This window comes from Streptomyces longisporus (assembly GCF_039532765.1).
Classification (GTDB): Bacteria; Actinomycetota; Actinomycetes; order Streptomycetales; family Streptomycetaceae; genus Streptomyces; species Streptomyces longisporus.
Map to the genome: position 1 here is coordinate 276,576 of NZ_BAAASG010000002.1, position 15,077 is coordinate 291,652.

Here is a 15,077-nt window from a genome sequence, read left to right on the forward strand (position 1 = left end):
CTTCGGTGACCTGCATGAGCGGGCCACCCGGAGTGGGGCTCGGCACGGAACCCACCTCGAAGTCCGCCGGCCGCTCCGGCGGTCGCAGCCCGGCAGCTGCTCGACCGAATCCCGGACAAGTGGGTCGTCCTGATCCTGTGTGCGCTGGGCGGCGACAACAACCCTGGACCCCCGGGTGCAGCACACTCGGACGCTCCGAAGGCGATGCGTTACTCCGAGATCTCTCGTCTTCTGGCCGGGGTCAGCGAGAAGATGCTGACCCAGACGCTCCGGTCCCTGGAACGCGACGGCCTGCTCACACGTACCGCGACGCCAACCGTCCCCGTCACCGTCACCTACGAGCTGACCGACCTCGGCCTCTCGCTCCACCACATGACGCGCGGGCTCAGAAACTGGGCGCAGACACACATGGCCGAGGTCCTCGCAAACCGTGAGAACCACGAGGCTCGCACCTCCTGACGACGCACGTGCAACCGTCCGACAGCTCTGCATTCTCGGCACTGCACCCTCACCTATGAAGAGCTGGTAAAGCGGGCCTGTTGTCCGTGGGCGTTGCCATGCGCGTGCACAGCTGGAAGCTCTCGGGCGCGCCGACCGCCTCGATGACCACGTCGGCACCGAGCCCGTCGGTGAGGTCGGCGATCAGCTGCTCCGGCGCCGAGCTTCGTCCACCGCGCTCGGCAGCGGATGTAAGGAGAGGACTGCTTAAGGGACCGGGACGTACTCGGCCTGGGTGCCGTTGATCCGGTGGCGGAGGATCCAGCCTCCGCCGCCCCGGCACTGTCCGTACGTGGTCTCGCGACAGTAGCGGCAGCGCCCGCAGGCACTGATGCAGGAGATCAGGACCCGGTCCCCGGGGCCGGACGGTCCGCACGTCGCCGCCGACCTCGACGATCTCACCGACCGCCTCGCGCCCAGCACCGCGCCCGGGGCACCTCGGGCACATCGCCCTTGAGGATGTGCAGATCCGTGCCCGGGTCGGCGACCTCTTCCCGGGCCGCCTGCCCTCGGCCGTGGGACACGTACCCCTTCATGTCCGGCCTCACCCTCTTGCCGGGCCGCTCCGAGTCCGTGATTCGGGGCCGAGTGGCCCTGGCGTGTCCGGTGTCCTCGTGTTGTGCTGGAGGTGACGGGAAGGACCCGGCAATGGCGCGGAGAAGCGGCCGACGGCCGCGCACCGCGCGATCAGGATCCGCGAGAAGTGGACAGGGCCCTTCCCGTCCTTCATGGCCGGGACCGGTGGGTCAAGTCCTGTGCGACCGCAGCCCGATGACGGGTGATCTCCGCCTCGACGCAGGTCACGAGGTGCCCGACCGTTGCTGCGACGGGTTCGGAAAGTCCCTGGCCGAGCGAGGTGTCCGCTCCGTCCACGGCGTATGCCACCAGGCGGGCGGGCAGCCACCCGAGCGCCCTGCCCACGTCGACGGCTTCGCCCAGGCCGTGCGAGCGCATCGTGCCGGCCCGCCACAGCGCCGCGGTGTCCAGTTCGAGGCGGTAGATGCGGCCGGGGTGGCTCGGGCGGGCGTGGGCGGGCTCCAGCACGACGGCCAGCTCCGCGTTCTCCCACAGCCGGATCAGCCGTGCCGGGTCCGGGTCGCATTCGGCGAGCCGGGTGCCCGGGGGCAGTGGCCGTTCGGCGGCCCGCTCCCGCAACCGGGAGAGCACCGCTCGGGGCACACCGTCGTCGTGCCGGTCCGGATCGCCGATGGCGATGATCGCGATACGAGTGGAGACAGTCATGGTTCTTCTCCCTGCACTGCGTCTGTCTCCACCCTTGCCGGAGCCCGGTATTCCGGTCGCTGGGCCGAAGGACCTCGGAAACGGTCCGCCCGGCCCGGCCGCCCGGCCCGGGCAGACGTGTGCGCGGCCGGCGTACCGGCCGCGCACCGCGGGTGCGGGCGAGCGCCCGCCCGCACTCAGCCTTGCCGCACCGGGATGGTCTTCGTGCCCGTCTTGGTCTCGGGCACCGGGATGGTGACGGTCAGGACGCCGTCCTTGTACTCGGCAGTGGCCTCGTCGCCCTTGGCTCCGGCCGGCAGCCGGACGGAGCGGGCGAAGGTGCCGTAGCGGAACTCCGTGCGGTGCTTCTGTGTCGTCTCCTCACTGCGCTCGGCCCGCAGGGTCAGAACGCCTTCCGCGACGGTGATTTCGACATCCTTGGCGGGGTCGATGCCCGGGAGCTCCGCCCGCAGCACGTACGTCTCGTCCGCCAGGTGTTCTTCGATGCGGATGCCGTGCAGCCCTGGGACCGTGTGCGCCCCGGGGAAACCGGTCTCGACCCAGCCGAACAGGTCGGGCAGGGTCGGCCAGCCCGGCAGCCGTTCGATCATGCCGGTCATGTCCCCTCCTCGTCTTTCCTCTTCTTCGCCACTTCGAGCGTCTCGCGCCGGGGCGGGATGCGCGTGGGCCGACCGGACCCGTACCGGGCCCGGTCGGCCCTGGCGCCCCAACGTCCCCCCGGCACCCGCCGGTTGGGGCGCCGCCCCATCACGCGCCACCGACTCCCGATGGCGGCGCGGTCGTCTCGGCGTCCGGCAGATCCGGGTCGAGATCCGGACGCCGGCGCGGTCCCAGCAGCGCGCAGTCCACGTCCACGACGCCCTCGACGGCCCGCACCAGCCGTGCGGCGATGGGCACCAGGGCGGTGTCGCCGGTCCTTCCGGTGAGCCTCACGACGCCTTCGCGCACCTCGACCCGGATCGATTCGGCCTCGGCAGGGAACAGGTGGTCGACGACGTCGCGCCGCACCTCCCCGGCGATGTCCTGGTCGCTGCGCAGGAAGACCTTCAGCAGGTCGGCCCTGCTGACGATGCCCCGCAGCATGTCTTCGTCGTCGACGACCGGGAGCCGTTTCACCTTGTGGAGCGCCATGATCCGGGCGGCCTGTGCGAGCGAGGCGTGTGCCTGCACGGTGACGGCCGGTGCGCTCATCAGTTCCTCGGCGGTCACGGCGCCGGCCTTGACCAGGTCGGCCAGCCGCCGCAGTTGGGTGTAGCGGTCCGGGTCGCCGTCGCGGAACTCCTCCTTGGGCAGCAGATCGGCCTCGGAGACGACACCGATCACCCGGCCCTCGCCCTCCACCACGGGCATGGCGCTGACCTTCCACTGCTGCATGGTCTTCACGATCTCCTTGAACGTCGCTCCGCGGCCGAGGGCGACGACGGTGCGGGTCATCACATCGCTGACGATGTGCGGAGTGCCGTGCATGGCGTTCTCCCTTGTGCTCGCGGCCCGCGACCTGCTCGGGTCGCACGACACCTTCAGCGTCGGGCACCCGCCCGCCGTCGACATGGGCCGAGTGGCCCAGTACCGGGTTCCGGTGGGCTCTGTTTGTGCTGCTCGGCCCGAGCAACGCGTCCAAGGGCCGTTCGGCCCGTTCCGCAGGCCACGCAGCCCCTGCCAGGGCAGGCGGCTTCCCGGAGACGCTGGTGGTGCAGAGGGCCGCCCGGAGCCGGGCGGCCGCCGATCAGGGGAGGTGGACGCCGTGCTTCGCCCTGTTGTCGTAGGCCTGGACGGTTCGCGTGAGAGCCTTGCCGCCGCCGAGTGGGCGGCCGGGGAGGCATTGCGGCGCGGCCTGCCACTGCGGCTGGTGCACGCGTGGGAGGGACTGGAGTCCGACACGTCGCAGTTGCCCGAGCTGGAGGCGCCGCGGTATTGGGCGCGGCGGATCCTGCGCGGAGCCATGGACCAGCTCAATGAGCGTCACCCGCAGGTGTATCTCAGCGCCGAGCAGATCGCCCGGCCCGCGGCGGACGCGCTCGTGGAGGCGGGCGCCGAGGCCGAGCTGCTGGTCCTGGGCAGCCGGGCGTTCAGCGGATTCGGCGGCTTCATGGCCGGTTCGGTGGCGCTCGCGACGGTGGCCCGCGTGGCGCGGCCCGTGGTGCTCGTACGGGCCGACCGGACCGCGGAGGACGACCACCTGCCGGACGCGGAGGGCCGGCCGTCGCTGCGCACGCCGTATCGCGACGTCGTGGTCGGTGTGGACATCGCGCACCCGTGCGAGGAACTGCTCGCGTTCGCCTTCGAGAGCGCGGCCCTGCGTTCCGCACGGCTGCAGGTGCTGCACACCTGGCACGTGCCGTACGCCCCGCCCGCCGCGGCGGCCACGATGAGCGCCGCGGCACAGCAGGCCGCCGAAACCGCAGTGGACGCCGCGCTCCAGCCGTGGCGGGAGAAGTACCCGACGGTGAAGGTCCGGACGCTGGTGGAGAACGGCCGCCCGGCCCAGCAGCTGCTGCACGCCACGCAGGACGCCGGGCTGCTGGTCGTCGGCCGCAGGAACCGCCCGGCGAGGCTGGGCTCGCACACCGGGCCGGTCGCGCACGCGGTGATGCACCACGTGCGCTGCCCGGTCGTGATCGTCCCGCACGACTGACTCGCCCGAAGACACGAGGATCCGGGTGGAAGGGAAGGTGCCGTGTTCCAGGTTCGCATCCACGGCCGTGGCGGCCAGGGAGCCGTCACGGCCGCCGAGTTGTTGTCGGTGGCGGCGTTCAAGGAGGACCGTCACGCGCAGGCGTTCCCGAGCTTCGGATCGGAGCGGACGGGGGCGCCGGTCGTGGCGTTCTGCCGGATCGACGACCGGCCGATCCGGGTGCGCGAGCCCGTCATGCGGCCCGATGCGCTGGTGGTCCAGGATCCCACGCTGCTGCACCAGGTGAACGTCTTCGAAGGGCTGCGGACCGGCGGCGCCGTGCTGATCAACTCACCGCGGCCCGCCGACGAGTTGGGTCTCGGCGAGCTTGCCGGCCATGCCCTCACCGTCCCGGCCACCGCACTCGCCGTGCGCCACTTCGGCCGACCGGTGCCGAACGCCGTCCTGCTCGGCGGCCTCGCCGCGCTCACCGGCTGCGTGAGGATCGAGTCGCTCGGCGCCGCCGTCCGCGAACGTTTCCCCGGGGAGCTGGGCAAGGCCAACGCAGCCGCGGCCCGGGAGGCGTACGACCACGTACAAAAGACCCAGCGGGAGGAGCGGGCGCATGCTCAAGCAGACTGAGGGGTCGCGTGCGGTCGCCGAGACCGTCGCCTGCTGCCGGCCCGAAGTGATCGCCGCATATCCGATCTCGCCGCAGACGCACATCGTCGAGGAGCTCAGCCGCCTGGTGAAGTCCGGTGCGCTGAAACCGTGCGAGTACGTCAACGTGGAGTCGGAGTTCGCCGCGATGTCCATGTGCATCGGAGCCTCGGCCGCGGGCGCCCGCACGTATACGGCGACCGCGAGCCAGGGCCTGCTGTACATGGTGGAGGCCCTCTACAACGCCTCCGGGCTCGGTCTGCCGATCGTGATGACGGTCGCCAACCGGGCCATCGGCGCACCCATCAACATCTGGAACGACCACAGCGACACCATGTCGCAGCGCGACTCCGGCTGGATCCAGCTGTACGCGCGCGACAACCAGGAGGCCGCCGACCTGCATCCGCAGGCGTTCCGCCTGGCCGAGGAGCTGTCGCTGCCCGTGATGGTGTGCATGGACGGCTTCGTGCTCACCCACGCCTGGGAGCGCATCGAGGTGCCGGAGCAGACACAGGTCGACGCGTTCCTGCCGCCGTACGAGCCACGCCAGGTCCTGGACCCGGACGAGCCGGTGTCGATCGGTGCGATGGTCGGCCCGGACGCCTTCACCGAGGTGCGCTATCTGGCGCACGCCAAGCAGATGCAGGCGCTGGAGGCGATCCCCCGGGTGGCCGACGAGTTCCGGCAGGTCTTCGGGCGCTCCAGCGGCGGCCTGGTCCACCCCTACGCCTGCGAGGACGCCGACACGATCGTCGTGGCCCTGGGCTCGGTGTTCGGAACGGTGTGCGACGTCGTCGACGAGATGCGTGCACGCGGGGTACGGATCGGGGCGCTGGCCATCACGTCGTTCCGGCCCTTCCCGCTCAACGCGGTGCGGACCGTGCTCGGCAGGGCACGCCAGGTGCTCGTGCTGGAGCGGGCGTTCGCGGTCGGGGTCGGCGGGATCGTGTCGGCGAACGTGCGCACCGCGCTGTCCGGGATCCTGCTCGACGGGCACACGGTGGTCGCCGGGCTCGGCGGACGGGCGGTCACCAAGGAATCCCTGCACCGGCTCTTCGACGACGCGATCGCGGGCCGGCTCGGAGAGCTGACGTTCCTGGACCTCGACACCGAGCTGGTGGAGCGGGAGTTGGCGCGGATGGCCCAGACCAGGCGGTCCGGTCCGTCCGCGGAGAACATCCTGCGTGATGTGGGGAGCAACCGATGAGTGCCGCACCGCAGGTCAGGTTCTACCAGGTGGGCAGCTTCGCGGCCGGGAACCGGCTGCTGGGGCCCGAGCTGCAGTCCGACCAGGCCGATCCGGGCCGTGCCAACGCGCTGACCTGCGGCCACCGTGCCTGCCAGGGCTGCGGCGAGGCGCTCGGCGCCCGTTACATCCTGGACTCGGCCCAGCGGGCGGCCGGCGGCAAGGTGATCGCGGTGAACGCGACGGGCTGCCTGGAGGTGTTCTCGACGCCGTATCCGGAGACCTCGTGGCAACTGCCCTGGCTGCACTCGCTGTTCGGCAACGCGCCCGCGGTCGCCGCGGGCGTCGCCGCCGCACTGCGCGCCAAGGGCCGCACCGACATCCGTGTGGTCGGGCAGGGCGGCGACGGCGGCACCGTCGACATCGGCCTCGGCTGCCTGTCCGGCATGTTCGAGCGCAATGACGACGTGCTGTACGTCTGTTATGACAACGAGGCGTACATGAACACCGGCGTGCAGCGCTCCGGGGCCACTCCCCCGACCGCGCGCACCGCCACCACCCAGGCGGTGGGCGAGGAGCCCGGGGCCCCCTTCGGGCAGGGCAAGAACCTGCCGCTGATCGCGATGGCGCACGAGATCCCGTACGTCGCCACGGCCACCGTGGCGGGTCTGCGCGACCTGGAGGCCAAGGTGCACCGGGCGATGGGGATGCGCGGCGCCCGCTATCTGCATGTGCTGGTGCCCTGCCCGCTGGGCTGGGGCACGGCGTCCCACGACACGGTGCGCATCGCCCGGCTGGCCGAACAGACCGGGCTGTTCCCGGTGTTCGAGGCGCTCGACGGCGAGGTCACCGACGTCACACCGATCCGGCGGCGCCTGCCGGTGGAGGAGTACCTGCGCCCGCAGAAGCGCTACGCGCACCTCTTCCGGCCGGAGCTGCGCACGGACGTCATCGGCCGCCTGCAGCGGACCGCCGACCGCAACATCGCCCGCTTCGGGCTACTGGCCCATGAGGAGGCGTCGTCGTGAAGGACAAACCGTTCGCGATCACTCTCGATGTCGGCTCCAGCCGGGCGAACCACACCGGTGCCTGGCGCACCGAACGTCCCGTCTACGTCGACCGGATGCCGCCGTGCAACCAGGCCTGCCCGGCCGGGGAGAACATCCAGCAGTGGCTGTTCCACGCGGAGAGCGGCGACTACGAGTCCGCGTGGCGGCAGCTGATGCGGGACAATCCGCTGCCCGCCGTGATGGGCCGCGTCTGCTATCACCCGTGCGAGACCGCCTGCAACCGGGTCCAGGTCGACAACGCGGTCGGCATCAACTCGATCGAGCGGTTCCTGGGCGACGAGGCGATCAGGCGGGGCTGGAGGGTGCCCGTGCCTGAGAAGACCTCGGGCAAGCGCGTCCTGGTCGTCGGCTCCGGCCCGGCCGGGCTGTCGGCCGCGTACCACCTGAGGATGCTCGGCCACGAGGTGACGATCCGAGAGGCGCAGGAGCAGCCCGGCGGGATGATGCGCTACGGCATCCCGCGCTACCGGCTGCCGCGCGACGTGCTGGACGCCGAGATCGACCGGATCACGGCGCTGGGCGTCGGACTGCAGCTGGGCACGAAGGTCGACGACGTGCTCGCCGCGCAGCGGGACGGCGGCTTCGACGCGGTGTTCCTCGCGGTGGGCGCGGGCATCGGCAAGCGTGCCTACATCCCGGCCGGTGACAGCGCCCGCATCCTCGACGCGGTGACGCTGCTGGGCAGCATGGAGGGCGAGGACCGGCCGCTGCTGGGCCGCAGGGTCGCGGTCTACGGCGGCGGCAACACGGCCATGGACGCGGCCCGCACCGCCCGCAGGCTCGGTGCGACCGACGCGGTCGTGGTCTACCGGCGCACCCGGGACCGTATGCCCGCGCACGACGTGGAGGTCGAGGAGGCGCTGGAGGAGGGCGTGCGGATGAAGTGGCTCTCGACCATCAAGCACGCCGACGAGGGGCGGCTGACCATCGAGCGGATGGAGCTCGACGAGACCGGATTCCCGCAGCCCACCGGCGAGTTCGAGGAGCTGGAGGCGGACAGTGTGGTGCTGGCGCTCGGCCAGGACTCGGACCTGTCCCTGCTGCGGGACGTACCGGAGCTGACCGTGGACCACGGCCTGGTACAGGTCGCCGTCGGGCTGATGACCGGACGCGAGGGCATCTTCGCGGGCGGCGACATGGTGCCCGCCGAGCGCACGGTCACGGTGGCCGTCGGGCACGGCAAGAAGGCGGCCCGCCACATCGACGCCTATCTGCGCGGCACGGCGTACGAACCCGGCCCCAAGCACGGCCTCGCGTCGGCCGACCGGCTCAACACCTGGTACTACTCCGACGCCCCGGCCTCGGTACGGCCGACGCTCGAACTGGCCCGCCGCGTCTCGACGTTCGACGAGGTGGTGCAGGGGCTCGACGAGTCCACCGCGCTGTTCGAGGCCCGGCGCTGCATGTCCTGCGGCAACTGCTTCGAGTGCGACAACTGCTACGGCGTCTGCCCGGACAACGCGATCACCAAGCTGGGGCCGGGCAAGGGGTTCACCATCGACCTCGACTACTGCAAGGGGTGCGGTCTGTGCGCGGCCGAGTGCCCGTGCGGGGCGATCGACATGGTTCCGGAGGAGTGAGCCGGGCCCACCGCTACGCGGGGCAGTAGACGGAACCGGACGCCGAAGCACGCCGTACGGCCGTCGAGCGGTTGTGAGCCGAGGACGGCACCCATGTGCGGGGCACCACCATCCGGGCGCGTCCCGACGCCGTGCGCCTCGACGACCTGGTCAGGTTCGGCTGGGAGACGGGACGGACTGCAGGTTCCCCGGCTCGTGAGCGAAGGTCACCACTGTTCGTCACGGTGCGCATCGACCAAGACGCCGAGCACGGTCGGCGGACGCTGGATGCCGGCCGCTTGAGGAGCGGGAGCAGATCCAGGCCGTCTCCCGCTGCTGCAAGCACCGTGACCGGGCATGCCGCCGGGACCGCCCTTAGGGCGGCCCCGGCGCGCGGGTCGTGGGTCAGCCGACGAACTCGCCCACTGCCGACTTGAGTTCGGCCAGTCCCTTCTTCGCGTCGGTGAAGAACATCCCCGTCTTCGGGTCGGTGTAGAGCTCGTTGTCGATGCCGGCGTAGCCGTGGCCCATCGAGCGTTTGATGACCACGACGCTCTTGGCCCTGTCCACGTCGAGGATCGGCATGCCCGAGATGGCGTTGCCGGGACGGCGGGCGATCGGGTTGGTGACGTCGTTGGCGCCGATGACGAGGGCGACGTCCGCCTGCGGGAACTCGGGGTTGACCTCGTCCATCTCCTTCAGCTGGGTGTAGGGGACGTTGGCCTCGGCCAGGAGCACGTTCATGTGTCCGGGCATGCGCCCCGCGACCGGGTGGACGGCGTAACTGACGTCGACACCGTGGTCGGTGAGCAGCTTGGCGAGGTCGCCGAGTTCGTGCTGGGCCTGGGCCGCCGCGAGGCCGTAGCCGGGGACGAAGATGACCTTGCTCGCGTACGCCAGCTGGATCGCCACGTCGTCCGCGGAGACCGACCGCACCTGGGCGGGAGCTGCGCCGACGGCGACCGGGGCGCTGTCGCCGGTGCCGAAGCCGCCGACCACGATGCCCGCGATCGACCGGTTCATGGCGTCGGCCATCAGCTTGGTGAGGATGCCGCCGGAGGAGCTGACCAGCATGCCGGCGATGATCAGCGCTGTCTCGTTCAGGACGAAGCCCGCCATGGCGACCGCGGATCCCGTGAACGCGTTCAGCAGGGCGATCACGACCGGCATGTCCGCACCGCCGATCGGCAGCACCATCGTCACGCCGAACAGCAGGGCGACGGCGACCAGCCCGTACAGAGCGGTACGGGAGTCCGGCGACAGGACCAGCCAGACGGTGCCGGCGACGAAGGAGGCCGGCAGCACCACGTTCAGCAGCCGTGCTCCCGGGAAGACCACCGGCGCCCCGGAGACGACGCCTTGGAGCTTGCCGGCGGCGATCAGCGATCCGGAGAACGTGACCGCGCCGATGACGATGTCCAGGGCGCCCGGCAGGGATACCCGAGCCCCGAGCGCGGTCGGGTGGTCGGCCTGGAGCAGGTCGTTGACCGCGATGAGCGCGGCCGCGCCGCCGCCGACCGCGTTGAAGAGGCTGACCAGTTGGGGCATGGCGGTCATCTTGACCTCACGTGCGGCGTACAGGCCGAGCGCGGCACCGACGAGACCACCGGAGGCCAGCACCAGCCAGCCGGTCGTGCTGATGGTGCCTTCGTGGGCCACCAGCCACACCGTGGCGGCGATCGCGACGGCCATCGCCCCGGCGGAGATCGTATTGCCGCGGCGGGCCGTGCGCGGGTGGTTCATCAGGTGCAGGCCGAGGACGAAGCAGGCGGCCGTGGCGAGGAAGACGTAGTGGACGGCGTTGGAGACGGTGTCCATGGTGCTCACACCTCCGCCTTCTCATGAGTGCCGGACGGTGCGGGCTTGGCCTTGAACATCTCCAGCATCCGGTCGGTGACGACGTAGCCGCCGACCACGTTCATGGCGCCGAACACCATGGCTGCGAAGGCGAGGACGTAACCGAGCCAGGTGTGCGACTCGGCCGCGATCAGCATGGCGCCGATGACGACGATGCCGTGCACCGAGTTGGAACCGGACATCAGGGGGGTGTGCAGGGTCGCGGGGACCTTGCTGATGACCTCGACGCCGACCAGGACGCTCAGCACGAAGACGGTGATCGCGGTGAGCAGATCGAGACTGTTCATGACAGGGCTCCCCCCGTGAGCGCGGCCGTGATCTCGTCGGCCGGGTCGAAGAGCAGTGCGCCGTCGTGCACGAGGTGGCGCAGGAGCGCGACCAGGTTGCGGGCGTAGGCCGTGGACGCGGCGGTCGCCATCGCGGACGGCAGGCGTCCGGCGCCGATGACGGTGACGCCGCCCGCCAGGACCTGTGTCTTGTCGGGTTCGGAGACCTCGACGTTTCCGCCGAGTTCGCTCGCGGCGAGGTCGACGACCACCGAACCGGGCTTCATCGCCTCGACGGCGTCGGCGGTGACCAGCAACGGCGGCTTGCGGCCCGGCACCTGGGCCGTGGTGATCACGATGTCGGTACGGGCGATGTGCGCGTCCAGCGCCGCACGCTGGGCCTGCTGCTCCTCTTCGGTCAACTCCCGTGCGTAGCCGCCCTGACCGGCGCCCGATCCGGTGCCTGGCTGGTGCTGGATGTCGAGGAATCGGGCGCCGAGCGACTCCACCTCCTCTCGTGCTGCGGGGCGTACGTCGTAGGCCGTGACGACGGCGCCGAGGCGGCGGGCGGTGGCGATCGCCTGCAGTCCGGCGACTCCGGCACCGAGGACGAGGACCTGTGCGGGACGCATGGTGCCCGCCGCGGTGGTCAGCATCGGGAAGAACCGGTCATAGGAGTCGGCCGCGAGCACGGCCGCCTTGTAGCCGGCGACATTGGCCTGGGAGGTCAGCGCGTCCATGGACTGGGCGCGGCTGAGGGTGCGGGGCAGCAGGTCGAGACTCACCGTCCGCACTCCGCGCTCGGCCAGTTCTCCGGCCAGTGCGGGGTGGCGCAGCGGTTCGAGCAGGCCGATCAGGGTCTGCCCGGCGTGCAGCGCCTCGGCGGTCTCCTGGTCCGGCGGGCCGACGCACAGGACGGCGTCCGCGCGTGCGTACAGCTCCTGCGGCGGCACGACGGTCGCGCCGGCGGCGGTGTAGTCCGAGTCGGTGAACCAGGCCCCGGAACCTGCCCCGGTCTCGATCAGGACATCAAGTCCGGCCCGGACCAGGAGGGTTACCGCCTCGGGGACGAGGGCGACTCGGCGTTCGCCGGGGGCCCGCTCCCGTACGGCGCCTACGGTGACGGTGGGCATGATCTGCTGCCTCTCCCTGTGGTCCGCTGGTCGCGGGCCTCAGAATTCGAAGACGAGCCGGGCTTCGGCCCGTCCGCCGAGGACCTCGTCGAAGGAGTCGTTGACCTCTTCCAGGCGGCGCGTTTCGGCGATGACCCGGGTGCGTCCGGCCGCGTGCAGCGCGAACACCTCGGCGAGGTCCTGGCGGGTGCCGACGATGGAGCCGATGACGGAGATGCCGCCGAGGACGGTCTCGAAGATCGGCACGTCGATCGCGGCGTTGTCGGCGGGCAGACCGACCATGACCAGGCGTCCGCCCCGGTTGAGGGACCTGTAGGCCTGCTCGAACGCCTTGGGGGCGGCGGCGAGTACGACGGCGACGTCCGCTCCGCCGGCCTTCTTGATCTCCTCGACCGGGTCGTGCGTGCGGGCGTTGACGGTCTGGTCCGCGCCGAGCCGGTGGGCCAGGCCCAGCTTCTCGGGTTCCACGTCGACGGCGGTGACCAGGCCGCCGACGAGGCGCGCGTACTGGAGCGCCAAGTGCCCGAGACCGCCGATGCCGAAGACGGCGACCCGTTCGGCCGGGACCACCTTCGCGACCTTGATCGCCTTGTACGTGGTGACGCCCGCACAGGTCAGCGGTGCCGCGTCGAACGAGCTGACGCCCTCGGGCACCCGGACGACCGCGCCCGCGTTCGCGAGGGCGTACTCGGCGTAGCAACCGTCCACGGAGTAGCCGGAGTTGACCTGGCTCTCGCACAGGGTCTCCCAGCCCGAGACGCAGTAGCGGCAGGTGCCGCAGGACGAGCCGAGCCACGGTATGGCGACCCGCTTGCCGGCCAGATCGGCCGGGGCGCCGGCGCCGACGGCCTGTACGGTGCCGATGCCCTCGTGGCCGGGAACGAACGGCGGGTTCGGCTTGACCGGCCAGTCGCCGTGGGCGGCGTGGATGTCGGTGTGGCAGAGGCCGGAGGCCTCCATCTTGACGAGCACCTGGCCGGGGCCGGGCTCGGGGACGGGCAGGTCCTGGATCTCCAGGGGCTTCCCGAAGTCGGTGACCACTGCTGCCTTCATCGATCTGCTCCTCAACTCGTCCTGTGTCCGGGTGCCTTGACCCGGGTCACGAAGTGTAGCCCGTCCCCGGCTGCGAGGGAGAATCCGCCCGGTGTGCCTTCTGTGACGTCCAGGAGGTAGAAGGGCCGGCCGAACGCCTCGTACTGTTCGGCGTCCATGTGGAAGGTGCAGCCGTCCACGACGCCGACGAGCATGTCCCCGTCTCCCAGGGCGAATTCGCCGCCGGGGAAGCACATCGGGTCGCTTCCGTCACAGCAGCCGCCCGACTGGACGAACATCACCGGCCCGCCGTGGGCGGCGCACAGGGCCGCGATGGCCCTGCGCGCCGACCGCGTGGCGGTGACGCGCCCGACGGCGGAGTACTCGGCCTTCTCGGACATGTCGGCGCCCTCCTCCTAGAACAGCCCGAGCGGCTTGATGCCGTAGCTGACCAGGAGGTTCTTGGTCTGGCTGTAGTGTTCGAGCATCATCTTGTGGGTCTCGCGGCCGATGCCGGAGACCTTGTAGCCGCCGAACGCCGCGCCCGCCGGGTACTGGTGGTAGCAGTTCGTCCAGACCCGGCCCGCCTTGATCGCGCGGCCCATGCGGTAGGCGAGGGCGCCGTCGCGGCTCCACACGCCGGCGCCGAGGCCGTAGAGCGTGTCGTTGGCGATCTCCAGTGCCTCGGCCTCGTCCTTGAAGGTGGTGACGGCGAGGACGGGTCCGAAGATCTCCTCCTGGAAGACCCGCATCTTGTTGTGGCCCTTGAGGACGGTCGGCTCGTAGAAGTAGCCGTCCGTGAACTCGCCGCCGAGGGTGGGCCGGTGGCCGCCGGCCAGCAGTTCGGCGCCCTCCTTCAGGCCGATCTCGACGTACGAGGCGATCTTCTCGATCTGCTGCTTCGACACCTGGGGGCCGATCATGGTCGCGGTGTCGAGGGGGTCGCCCTGTCGGATGGCGCGGATGCGCTCCAGGCAGCGGCCCATGAACTCCTCGTAGATGTCCTCCTGGATGAGTGCGCGGGAGGGGCAGGTGCAGACCTCGCCCTTGTTGAACGCGTACAGGACGAGTCCCTCGACGGCCTTGTTCAGGAAGTCGTCGTCCTTCGCGGCCACGTCGGCGAAGAAGATGTTCGGCGACTTGCCGCCCAGCTCCAGGGTGACCGGGATGATGTTCTGGGACGCGTACTGCATGATCAGCCGGCCCGTGGTGGTCTCGCCGGTGAAGGCGACCTTGGCGATGCGCTTGTTGGTGGCGAGCGCCTTGCCGATCTCGGCGCCGGGCCCGTTCACGACGTTGACCGCTCCGGGCGGCAGGATGTCGCCGACGACCTCCATCAGCTTCAGGATCGACCACGGGGTCGGCGAGGCGGGCTTGAGAACCGAGGTGTTGCCCGCGGCGAGCGCCGGCGCCAGCTTCCACGCGGCCATCAGCAGCGGAAAGTTGAAGGGGATGATCTGGCCGACCACACCCAGCGGCTCGTGGAAGTGGTAGGCGATCAGGTCCTTGTCGATCTCGGTGATCTCGCTCTCCTCGGCCCGGACGGCGGACGCGAAGTAGCGGAAGTGGTCGGCGGCGAGGGGGATGTCGGCGGCCAGGGTCTCGCGGACCGGCTTGCCGTTGTCCCAGCTCTCGGCGACGGCGAGTTCCTCGCGGTGGGCGTCGATGGCGTCGGCCACCTTGTTCAGGACGGCCGCGCGCCGGGCCGTGGAGGCCTCCCCCCAGGCGTCCTTGGCGGCGTGGGCGGCGTCCAGGGCGAGTTCGATGTCCTCGGCGCCCGACTTCGGGACCTCGCAGACCGGCTTCGCGGTCGCGGGGCACAGGTTGACGGAGTACTGGCCGGTGCTGGGCTCCTGCCACTTGCCGCCGATGAAGTTCTCGTACCGGGGCGCGACGTCCACGGGACTGCCGGGCCTGCCGGGAGGCTCGTACTTCATGATCGTCCCCTTTCCGGACACGA

General features: G+C 70.9%; 15 protein-coding genes and 1 pseudogene. 6 read left to right on the forward strand and 10 right to left on the reverse strand.

The genetic code is table 11. From position 1 onward, the window contains the following. Window positions 1-96 precede the first annotated feature (96 nt). On the forward strand, window positions 97-459 hold the full coding sequence (locus ABD355_RS02810; RefSeq protein WP_344399029.1) for a winged helix-turn-helix transcriptional regulator: 363 nt from the start codon (window positions 97-99) through the stop codon (window positions 457-459). A gap of 88 nt (window positions 460-547) precedes the next feature. Here the strand turns inward: ABD355_RS02810 and ABD355_RS02815 are convergent. The 4 genes and pseudogenes from ABD355_RS02815 to ABD355_RS02830 all read right to left on the reverse strand — a co-directional run. After that, window positions 548-1,034, reverse strand: a pseudogene (locus ABD355_RS02815) (alcohol dehydrogenase catalytic domain-containing protein); the annotation flags it as partial. Window positions 1,035-1,224: 190 nt separating this feature from the next. Further along, window positions 1,225-1,740 carry a hydrogenase maturation protease gene (locus ABD355_RS02820; protein ID WP_344398403.1) on the reverse strand — a complete coding sequence of 172 codons (516 nt, stop codon included), beginning with the start codon at window positions 1,738-1,740 and terminating at the stop codon, window positions 1,225-1,227. 176 nt (window positions 1,741-1,916) lie between these two features. Further along, window positions 1,917-2,339 carry an Hsp20/alpha crystallin family protein gene (locus ABD355_RS02825; RefSeq protein WP_344398404.1) on the reverse strand — a complete coding sequence of 141 codons (423 nt, stop codon included), beginning with the start codon at window positions 2,337-2,339 and terminating at the stop codon, window positions 1,917-1,919. A 148-nt stretch (window positions 2,340-2,487) separates the two neighbouring features. Further along, window positions 2,488-3,207 (reverse strand): CBS domain-containing protein, encoded by a 720-nt coding sequence (locus ABD355_RS02830; protein ID WP_344398405.1) that lies wholly within the window; start codon window positions 3,205-3,207, stop codon window positions 2,488-2,490. Between the two features lie 277 nt (window positions 3,208-3,484). Here ABD355_RS02830 and ABD355_RS02835 point away from each other — a divergent pair, with 277 nt between their 5' ends. From ABD355_RS02835 to ABD355_RS02855, 5 genes are read left to right on the forward strand one after another with little or no spacing between them, the layout of a single operon-like run. Then, entirely contained in the window at window positions 3,485-4,375 is an 891-nt protein-coding gene (locus tag ABD355_RS02835) for a universal stress protein (protein ID WP_344398406.1), read from the forward strand. 42 nt (window positions 4,376-4,417) lie between these two features. Continuing rightward, window positions 4,418-4,996: a 2-oxoacid:acceptor oxidoreductase family protein gene (locus ABD355_RS02840; protein WP_344398407.1), complete on the forward strand. Its 579-nt coding sequence runs from the start codon at window positions 4,418-4,420 to the stop codon at window positions 4,994-4,996. Next, window positions 4,980-6,221 (forward strand): pyruvate ferredoxin oxidoreductase, encoded by a 1,242-nt coding sequence (porA, locus tag ABD355_RS02845; RefSeq protein WP_344398408.1) that lies wholly within the window; start codon window positions 4,980-4,982, stop codon window positions 6,219-6,221. The genes ABD355_RS02840 and porA overlap by 17 nt, the downstream gene beginning before the upstream one ends. Beyond that, window positions 6,218-7,228, forward strand: coding sequence for a thiamine pyrophosphate-dependent enzyme (locus tag ABD355_RS02850; RefSeq protein WP_344398409.1), 1,011 nt, complete (start codon window positions 6,218-6,220; stop codon window positions 7,226-7,228). The genes porA and ABD355_RS02850 overlap by 4 nt, the downstream gene beginning before the upstream one ends. Continuing rightward, on the forward strand, window positions 7,225-8,850 hold the full coding sequence (locus tag ABD355_RS02855) for an NAD(P)-binding protein (protein WP_344398410.1): 1,626 nt from the start codon (window positions 7,225-7,227) through the stop codon (window positions 8,848-8,850). Before ABD355_RS02850 ends, ABD355_RS02855 begins: the two co-directional genes overlap by 4 nt. Before the next feature lie 384 nt (window positions 8,851-9,234). Here the strand turns inward: ABD355_RS02855 and ABD355_RS02860 are convergent, their stop codons facing one another. The 6 genes from ABD355_RS02860 to ABD355_RS02885 are packed head-to-tail and all read right to left on the reverse strand — an operon-like array spanning window position 9,235 to window position 15,057. After that, on the reverse strand, window positions 9,235-10,647 hold the full coding sequence (locus ABD355_RS02860) for an NAD(P)(+) transhydrogenase (Re/Si-specific) subunit beta (protein ID WP_344399030.1): 1,413 nt from the start codon (window positions 10,645-10,647) through the stop codon (window positions 9,235-9,237). Window positions 10,648-10,652: 5 nt separating this feature from the next. After that, window positions 10,653-10,973 carry an NAD(P) transhydrogenase subunit alpha part 2 gene (locus ABD355_RS02865; protein WP_344398411.1) on the reverse strand — a complete coding sequence of 107 codons (321 nt, stop codon included), beginning with the start codon at window positions 10,971-10,973 and terminating at the stop codon, window positions 10,653-10,655. Then, the gene (locus ABD355_RS02870; RefSeq protein ID WP_344398412.1) at window positions 10,970-12,085 is read right to left on the reverse strand and encodes an NAD(P) transhydrogenase subunit alpha; all 1,116 of its coding nucleotides are present in this window, start codon (window positions 12,083-12,085) and stop codon (window positions 10,970-10,972) included. The genes ABD355_RS02865 and ABD355_RS02870 overlap by 4 nt, the downstream gene beginning before the upstream one ends. 39 nt (window positions 12,086-12,124) lie before the next feature. Then, window positions 12,125-13,138: a zinc-dependent alcohol dehydrogenase gene (locus ABD355_RS02875; RefSeq protein WP_344398413.1), complete on the reverse strand. Its 1,014-nt coding sequence runs from the start codon at window positions 13,136-13,138 to the stop codon at window positions 12,125-12,127. 11 nt (window positions 13,139-13,149) lie between these two features. Continuing rightward, window positions 13,150-13,518, reverse strand: coding sequence for a DUF779 domain-containing protein (locus ABD355_RS02880; RefSeq protein WP_344398414.1), 369 nt, complete (start codon window positions 13,516-13,518; stop codon window positions 13,150-13,152). A gap of 15 nt (window positions 13,519-13,533) precedes the next feature. Next, window positions 13,534-15,057, reverse strand: a complete 1,524-nt coding sequence (locus ABD355_RS02885) for an aldehyde dehydrogenase family protein (protein ID WP_425585702.1) — start codon at window positions 15,055-15,057, stop codon at window positions 13,534-13,536. Window positions 15,058-15,077 lie beyond the last annotated feature (20 nt).